General features: G+C 67.5%; 7 protein-coding genes, 1 tRNA gene and 1 pseudogene. 6 read left to right on the forward strand and 3 right to left on the reverse strand.

Annotated features, from left to right (window positions below; genetic code table 11):
- Positions 1-208 (forward strand): annotated as a pseudogene (locus ACIKT0_RS10780) (DNA repair protein RecO); the annotation flags it as partial.
- Between the two features lie 3 nt (positions 209-211).
- On the opposite strand, the gene ACIKT0_RS10785 reads toward ACIKT0_RS10780, so the two are convergent.
- The gene (locus ACIKT0_RS10785; protein ID WP_407105349.1) at positions 212-1,075 is read right to left on the reverse strand and encodes an ATP-binding protein; all 864 of its coding nucleotides are present in this window, start codon (positions 1,073-1,075) and stop codon (positions 212-214) included.
- A 306-nt stretch (positions 1,076-1,381) separates the two neighbouring features.
- On the opposite strand from ACIKT0_RS10785, the gene yajC reads away from it, so the two are divergent.
- From yajC to ACIKT0_RS10805, 4 genes are all read left to right on the forward strand, one after another.
- On the forward strand, positions 1,382-1,726 hold the full coding sequence (gene yajC / locus ACIKT0_RS10790) for a preprotein translocase subunit YajC (RefSeq protein ID WP_183394192.1): 345 nt from the start codon (positions 1,382-1,384) through the stop codon (positions 1,724-1,726).
- 42 nt (positions 1,727-1,768) lie between these two features.
- On the forward strand, positions 1,769-3,382 hold the full coding sequence (gene secD / locus ACIKT0_RS10795; RefSeq protein WP_407105350.1) for a protein translocase subunit SecD: 1,614 nt from the start codon (positions 1,769-1,771) through the stop codon (positions 3,380-3,382).
- An 18-nt stretch (positions 3,383-3,400) separates the two neighbouring features.
- Positions 3,401-4,345, forward strand: a complete 945-nt coding sequence (gene secF / locus ACIKT0_RS10800; RefSeq protein WP_407105352.1) for a protein translocase subunit SecF — start codon at positions 3,401-3,403, stop codon at positions 4,343-4,345.
- A gap of 146 nt (positions 4,346-4,491) precedes the next feature.
- Positions 4,492-5,148: a response regulator transcription factor gene (locus ACIKT0_RS10805; protein ID WP_407105353.1), complete on the forward strand. Its 657-nt coding sequence runs from the start codon at positions 4,492-4,494 to the stop codon at positions 5,146-5,148.
- Here the strand turns inward: ACIKT0_RS10805 and ACIKT0_RS10810 are convergent.
- Positions 5,130-5,420 (reverse strand): YggT family protein, encoded by a 291-nt coding sequence (locus ACIKT0_RS10810; protein WP_407105354.1) that lies wholly within the window; start codon positions 5,418-5,420, stop codon positions 5,130-5,132. The genes ACIKT0_RS10805 and ACIKT0_RS10810 overlap by 19 nt on opposite strands.
- 134 nt (positions 5,421-5,554) lie before the next feature.
- Here ACIKT0_RS10810 and ACIKT0_RS10815 point away from each other — a divergent pair.
- Positions 5,555-5,630, forward strand: a tRNA-Ala gene (locus tag ACIKT0_RS10815).
- 511 nt (positions 5,631-6,141) lie between these two features.
- Here the strand turns inward: ACIKT0_RS10815 and ACIKT0_RS10820 are convergent.
- Positions 6,142-6,576, reverse strand: coding sequence for a YciI family protein (locus ACIKT0_RS10820; RefSeq protein WP_407105355.1), 435 nt, complete (start codon positions 6,574-6,576; stop codon positions 6,142-6,144).
- Positions 6,577-6,775: the final 199 nt, after the last annotated feature.

Below are 6,775 nucleotides of genomic sequence, written 5' to 3' on the forward strand. Positions count from 1 at the left end.
GGCGGGCGCGCCCTATGCGGAGAAGCTGTTCGCGCTGCCGCCCTTCCTGGTGGCCGGCGGCGCGAACGCCTCGCCCACCGCAGCCGACGTCGCGGCGGGCTTTGCGCTCACCGGCTACTTCCTCGACACGCGGGTCTGGGGGCCGCGAGGGATGCGACCGCCCGATTCGCGCGCCGCTTATCTGGCCTTGCTGGAGCGCGCGGCGTGAGCGTCAGGCCCCGGCGCGGCCGGCGAAGTCCTGGATGAACTGCCAGGCGACGCGGCCCGAACGCGAGCCCCGGGTGGTCGCCCATTCGAGGGCCTCACGACGCAACTCCTCGGGGGCCGCCTTCAGTCCGAAATGCTCGGCGTAGCCGTTCACCATCGCGAGATACTCGTCCTGGCTGCAGCGATGGAAGCCGAGCCACAGGCCGAAACGGTCCGACAGCGAAACCTTCTCCTCCACCGCCTCGCCGGGATTGATGGCCGTCGAGCGCTCGTTCTCTATCATCTCCCGCGCGAGCAGATGGCGGCGGTTCGAGGTGGCGTAGAACAGAACGTTGTCGGGCCGCCCCTCGATTCCGCCGTCGAGCACCGCCTTGAGAGACTTGTAGGAGGTGTCCTCCAGGTCGAAGGAGAGGTCGTCGCAGAACAGCAGGAACGGGAAGGGCGCCGGCCTGAGCAGCCCCATGAGGATCGGGAGCGTCTCGATATCCTCGCGATGGATCTCGATGAGCTTCAGCTTCGGCTGGCCTTCCGCTTCGAGCGCGGCGGCGACGGTCGCATGGGTCGCCTTGACCAGAGAGCTCTTGCCCATGCCCCGCGCGCCCCAGAGAAGCGCGTTGTTCGCGGGCTTGCCGCGAGCGAACCGGAAGGTGTTGTCGAGCAGCTGGTCGCGGACGCGGTCAATCCCCTTCAGCAGCACCATGTCCACGCGCGAAACCTTGGCGACGGGCGAAAGCCTGCGCTCGGGCGCCTGCCACACGAAGGCGTCGGCGACCGAAAAATCAGGAGCCTCGGCGCGCGCGGGCGCAATGCGCTCCAGGGCGTCAGCGATCCGCGCCAGCAGCGCGTCGCGCGTATCGGTCGCTGGCATGGAATAGAACGGATCGGACAAGGCGCTGCTCGCTCTTAGATCGCAGCGCTCGGCACCAGCGCTGCCGGTGCGGTGGTAAAGGGGCGGCTCTTCGGCGTCCACCGGCGCTGGCGTCGGAGAGGGCTTGCGTAGATGTCATGTCCGACCAAAGCCGCAGTCGGCGGGCCGCGCCGACGCGTGATTTGATTTCACCGGGGCCGTGGCTATAGTCCGCGCGCTTTCGCCGGGGCCCCGCTTCGGCGGCGTTCCCCAAGGTTGAAGCCGGCTCTTCAGAGCGAGGCGGAAGACCCCGCCATCGGAGCTCTCATGTTCATCACCCCCGCCTTCGCCCAGACGGCCACGGGATCCGCGCCCGGCGGATCGGAGTTCCTGATCCAGCTCCTCCCGTTCGTCCTGATCTTCGTGATCATGTGGTTCCTGATCCTGCGTCCGCAGCAGAAGCGGGCGAAAGAGCATCGGGAGATGATCAAGAACGTGCGCCGTGGCGACACGATCGTCACGTCGGGCGGCTTGATCGGCAAGGTGAGCAAGGTCACCGACGACGCTGAGGTGCAGGTGGAGATCGCCGACAACGTGCGGGTCCGCCTGGCGCGCGGCATGATCGCCGAGGTTCGCACCAAGGGCGAGCCCGTCAAGACCGAGGCCCCCTGACGCTCGACGTCAGTCTGCCGGCAGAAGGGCTTTCGGCGCTCCATGCTCTACTTCTCAACCTGGAAGACGGTCGCAGTCCTCGCGCTGTGCGCCCTCGGAATCCTGTTCGCGCTGCCGAACGTCCTGCCGCAGTCTGTGCGCGACAAGTACCCCAGCTGGTTCCCGGCGAGGACGGTCGTGCTCGGCCTCGATCTGCAGGGCGGCTCGCAGCTTCTTCTCGAGGTTGACGGCGAGGCGCTGCGCAGGTCGCGCCAGATCGCCCTTCAGGAGGACGTGCGCCGCGTCCTCCGGGAGGCCCGAATCGGAACGACCGCGATCCAGCTGAACGGGAACACCGTGTCGGCGACCTTGCGGGATCCCGGCCAGAAGGTTCTCGCGCTCGAGAAGCTTCGTACGCTCGCGACGCCGGTCGGCACGACGTTGTTCGGCGGCTCCGGACCGGTGGAAGTCGACATCTCCTCGCCGAGCGACCGCGTCGTGGCGGCGACGCTCACCGAGGCCGCTCTTCAGGCGCGCATCCGTTCGGCGGTCGACCAGTCCTTGCAGATCGTCGACCGTCGCGTGAACGAGCTCGGAACGGTCGAGCCCTCGATCCAGCGCGAAGGCGCGGACCGGATCCTGCTCCAGGTGCCTGGGCTTCAGGACCCGCAACGGCTCAAGGACCTCCTCGGTCAGACCGCGAAGCTCGAGTTCCGCCTCGTCGACCTGTCGATGCCGGCCGAGCAGGCCGCCGCCGGACGGCCCCCGGACGGCGCGGAGGTGCTGCAGGAAGATCGCGGCGGCGGACAGACCACGCCGATCCTGGTCGAGAAGCGCGTGCTGGTGTCGGGCGAAGACCTCACCGACGCGCAGGCGGGCTTCAGCTCCCAGACCAACGAGCCGATCGTCAATTTCAAGTTCAACACCAAGGGCGCCCGCGCCTTCGGCGAGGTGACGCAGGCGAATGTCGGCAAGCCCTTCGCCATCGTGCTCGACAACAAGGTGATCTCGGCGCCGCGCATCAACGAGCCGATCACGGGCGGGCAGGGGCAGATCTCCGGCAACTTCACGGTCCAGAGCGCCAACGATCTCGCCGTGCTGCTGCGCGCCGGCGCGCTGCCCGCGCCGCTCACCGTCATCGAAGAGCGGACCGTCGGGCCCGGCCTGGGCCAGGACTCCATCGACGCCGGCACCCGAGCGACCTGGTACGCCGCGCTGTTCGTCGTCGTCTTCATGTTCGCGACCTACGGCGTGTTCGGCTTCTTCGCGAACATCGCGCTGACGATCCACGTCATCTTCATCTTCGCGCTGATGTCGCTGCTTGGCGCGACGCTCACGCTGCCCGGCATCGCCGGCATCGTGCTGACGATCGGCACGGCGGTCGATTCCAACGTGCTGATCTATGAGCGCATCCGCGAGGAGTACCGCGCCGGCCGCAACATGGTGTCTGCGATCGACGCAGGCTTCCGTCACGCTTTCGCTGTCATCTTCGACTCGAACTCGACGATGGCGATCGCCGCGATCATTCTGTTCATGCTCGGCTCCGGGCCGGTGCGCGGCTTCGCCGTCGTCTTCCTGCTCGGCATCCTGACGACGGTCATCACCGCCGTGACGATGACGCGCATGATGATCGCCGTCTGGTACCGCCGCACGCGGCCGCAGACCATGCCGTTCTGACGGAGCCCAGCGAGATCCATGCGCCTCATTCGTCTCTTCCCCGACGACAGCAAGTTCCGCTTCGTGCGTTGGCGCGTGCTGAGCTACCCGTTCTCGGCCGCGATCTCCGTCATGACCATCGTGCTGTTCGTCACGATGGGACTGAACTTCGGCATCGACTTCACCGGCGGCACCCTGATCGAGATCCAGGCCAAAACCGGCAAGGCTGACCCGGGCGTGGTCCGGTCGCTCGCGCAGAGCTTCGAAGTCGGAGACGTCGAGGTTCAGGAGATCGGGTCGGCGGGCGATATCTCCGTCCGTTTCCGGACCCAGCCCGGCGGCGAGGCGGCGCAGAGCGCGCTCGTGCAGCGCGCCCGCGCAGCGTTCGAGAAGGACTACAATATCCGGCGCGTCGAGACCGTCGGCCCGCGGGTCTCGGGCGAACTGGTTCAGTCCGGCACGCTGGGCGTGGTCCTCGCGATCTTCGCGGTCCTTGCGTACCTTTGGTTCCGGTTCGAGCTGCAGTTCGCGATCGGGGCGATCATCGGGACGCTGCACGACATCGTCCTCACCCTCGGCTTCTTCGTGATCACCCGCGAAGAGTTCAACATGACCTCGATCGCCGCGATCCTGACGATCGTCGGCTACTCGCTCAACGAGACCGTCGTCGTGTTCGACCGCACGCGCGAGCTTCTGCGCAAGTACAAGAACCTGCCGACTCCCGAGCTGCTCGACCTGTCGATCAACTCGACCATGTCGCGCACCGTGATGACGGCGACGACCACGGCGCTGTCGCTGCTCGCGCTCGTCCTGTTCGGCGGCCAGGCGATCCAGGGCTTCGCCAACGTGATGCTCTTCGGCGTCGTCATCTGCACCTACTCGGCGATCTTCGTGTCGAGCCCGATGCTGATCTACCTGGGCGTGAAGACGTCCGCGCGCGCCGCCGCCGACGACATCCTCGCCGAGATCGAGCGCGCCGGCTGAGACCTGAAGGTCGCAGTTCTCGCCGCAACCGTCGCGAGAATTAACGATCCGATAAGGATGACCTTGCGCGGGCGCTCGCTATTGCGCTCTAGTCCACCGTTACGTGCGCGGTATCCTGTATCGGCGTCGAACGCGTGGGGACGCGGATGCCCGAAGTGGCGTGGGGTGGAGTGGTCTGCGTCGTCGACGACGACGAGACGATCCGTGACGTGCTTTCCGCCGCGTTCGACGCGGACGGGTTCCGGGCGGAGTGCTTCAGCGACGGCGAGCTTTTCCTCGCGCGCGATTCCGAGGGGCCGCCTGCCTGCGTGCTGCTCGACGTCCTGATGCCCGGGATGTCGGGCCTGGATGTGTTGCGCGAGCTCAACGCGCGCGGCTCGACGTCTCCCGTGATCATGATCTCAGGCTCCGCCGACATCCCGACGGCGGTCGACGCGATCCGCCACGGAGCGCTCGACTTCATCGAGAAGCCGTTCGATCCCCTCGAGGTGCTTCAGCGTGTCCGAAACGCGCTCGCCGCGAGCGAGGCCCGGGCCGACGCCACCTTGCGCAGCGGGCGCGCGGGCGAGATCGCAGGCGCTGACGCGCTGACGCCCCGCGAGCGGGAGGTCCTCGTCCTGATCGCAGGCGGCCAGTCGAACAAGGAAGCGGGCCGGCGGCTTGGCATCAGCCCGCGCACCATCGAGGTCCACCGGGCGCGAATCATGGAGAAGCTAGGCGCCAAGAACGCCGCCGACCTCGTTCGCATCGTGATGTCGGCGACGGAGGGCCGTTCCGGCCCTGATCAGAAGACGACCGGATAGAGATAAAGCACGATCACCCGCTGGATCAGGAAGATGATGAGCAGCAGGATGACCGGCGATATGTCGATGCCGCCAAGGAACGGCAGCACGTTCCGGATCGGCCGCAGCAGTGGCTCCGTGATTCGGTAGAGGAAGTCGTAGATTCCGGCCACGACGCCGTTGCGCGGGTTGACCACGTTGAAGGCCACCAGCCACGACAGGATCGCTGAGGCGATCAACAGCCAGACGTAAAGCTGCAAGGCGAGCAGAACGACGTCGAGAATCGCGCGCATGCGTCGAAGAGCCCCTTGGCGACGGAACGTGGCACGCGACCAATAACGGCCGTGGCCCGGCCGGGCAAGCCGCCGTGAGACCGGCGCTTGACAGTGCGCTGGCGGGCAACCTAAATGCGCGCCTTCGGGGATGCGGGGCCGTAGCTCAGTTGGGAGAGCGCTGCAATCGCACTGCAGAGGTCAGGGGTTCGAATCCCCTCGGCTCCACCACTTCCCCGGTGACAAACTTCTTCTCCACATCCCAGTGACCTGAGCAGGCCTTTTCAGGCCGGCTTTTTGGCTCGTCCGACGCCGTCTACGCGTCCGCGCTGATGCCGCGGCTTTCGTCGCGAAAGGGCGAGCGCCTGGGACGGATCCGTCCGACATCTGCGGATGCTTGAGGAGAAGGCGCCAAATCCCCCCTGCCGGACTTGCGATCTTCTTCTGAACGGACGCGACGTGATCGTCGCGGCGCTGGACCGCGGCTCAGGGAGCCCGCTAGAGCTCGATTCCTCGCTCGGACGTCGCCGGACACCGGCGAGCGGCTGCGTCCTGTCAGAGGCTCTCGACAGGGGGGGTGGCCGCGCGTGGCGCGCCGCCCGGCCCCCAGATCGTCGTGAGGCGGCACCGGAACGAACGATCCCCCGGCCCTTCATCGTATCGTGTCGGCGGCCTTCCCAAGCGCCCTCAGGCGCGTTCTGGCGCCTCCCGGGAGGTCTGGCGCTCCGCCTGACGCCGGGTCTCAGCGGCCGCCCTCGCGGTCCCGAGCAGCCTGCTCCATGGCGCGCCATCCATCCGGCGCCTCGGCGGGGTCGACGGGAAAATCCGAGAGCTCATAGACCTGCCTGAGCTCGAGTTCGACGGGCGCGTCCTCGCGTGGCCAGCGCCTGACCCAGTCGAGCGCCTCGTCCTTGGAGGCCACCTCGATGATGGTGAAGCCCGCGACGAGCTCCTTCGACTCCGCGAACGGCCCGTCCGTGACCACGGGCGGCGTTCCGTCGCGCGAGAGCCGGACGCGGGCGCCGGCCGACGTGGGCTTCAGCCCCTCGCCGGTGACCATCACGCCGGCGTCCAGCATCTGCTTGTTGTAGTCGCCCATCGCCTGCAGAAGCGCCTCGGAAGGCATCTTGCCGGCTTCGGTGTCTGCGTCGGCCTTGCGGATGATCATGAAGCGCATCGCGTTCCTCCTCGGGGTCCGGCGGCGCCAGCCGCGGTCGGGTCTAGGACGTCCGAGGATGTCGCCAGCCGACACGCGCCGCGACACAAAAAAGGCGGCCCGGAGGCCGCCTTTTTCAATCTTGTCGAAGGAGCGTCAGCTCACTCGGCGGCCTCTTCGCGGCGCGGGCCGCGGCGGCGCCGGCCGCCGCCGGGGCGCT

This window comes from Hansschlegelia beijingensis (assembly GCF_045505405.1).
In the GTDB taxonomy this organism is placed as follows: Bacteria; Pseudomonadota; Alphaproteobacteria; order Rhizobiales; family Methylopilaceae; genus Methylopila; species Methylopila beijingensis_A.